General features: G+C 82.3%; 1 protein-coding gene. It reads right to left on the bottom strand.

The window, feature by feature from the left end; translation table 11 throughout:
• Window positions 1-883 (bottom strand): serine/threonine-protein kinase (locus tag GTQ99_RS23645; protein ID WP_166618074.1); only part of this gene is annotated, 883 nt, incomplete at both ends.

The raw sequence follows: 883 nt of genomic DNA on the forward strand, positions 1-883 counted from the left end.
GGGTTCGCCCCGCGCACGGGGCGCGGGCGGGCGCACTCCGCGACGGCCAGGGCCAGCTCACCGGGCGTGGGGCGGCGGGAGGCCTTGCGGTGCAACCCGTCCCGCAACGCCTCCAGCAGGGCTCCCGAGGTGCCCGGCGGCAGGCCCGCGGCGGCCCGGCGGGTGGCCAGGCGGCCGCCGGGGGTGCCGCTGGCAGCGGGCGGGGCCCCCGTGAGCGCGCACCAGGCCAGGGCCGCGAGGCCGTACACGTCGGAGGCCGCGCCGACGTCCTCGCCCGCGACGGCGGCCGGGTCGGCGAAGCCCGGGGTGCCCAGGACGCTGCCGTGCCGCCGGCCGAGCGCGCGGGCGACGCCGAGGTCGGCCAGCAGCGGCTCCCCGCGCGCGTCGAGCAGCACGTTGCCCGGCGAGACGTCCCCGTGCACCACGCCCGCGGCGTGCAGGTCCTCCAGGGCGGGCCCGAGCACCGCCAGCAGCCCGGCCACCTCCCCCGCCGACAGCCGGCGCCGCCGCGCCAGCACCGACGCCAGCGACCCGCCCGCGGCCAGGTCCAGCACCAGCACGGGGCGGCCCGCCGGAGCGTCCGCGCGCGGCGCGGAGGTGTCGCGGGAGATGTCGTGGACGGCGACCACGCGGGGGTGGCGCACGCGCCGCAGCAGCGACAGCTCGCGCAGCAGCTGCTCCTCGGCGCCGGCCCCCGGCGCGGGCGGCAGGTGCAGGACCTTCAGGGCGCGCTCGACGCCGTCCACCCCGGTGCCCGCCCACACCACGCCGGAACCGCCCGCGCCGAGCAGGCGACCGACCGCGTAGCCGTCGACGACGGGCGGGCGGCGGGTCGGGTCCTCGGCCAGCGGGGCGAACGCGGCGCGCCGCAGCCGGCGCGCCG

Source organism: Kineococcus vitellinus (assembly GCF_009906315.1).
GTDB classification, from domain to species: Bacteria; Actinomycetota; Actinomycetes; order Actinomycetales; family Kineococcaceae; genus Kineococcus; species Kineococcus vitellinus.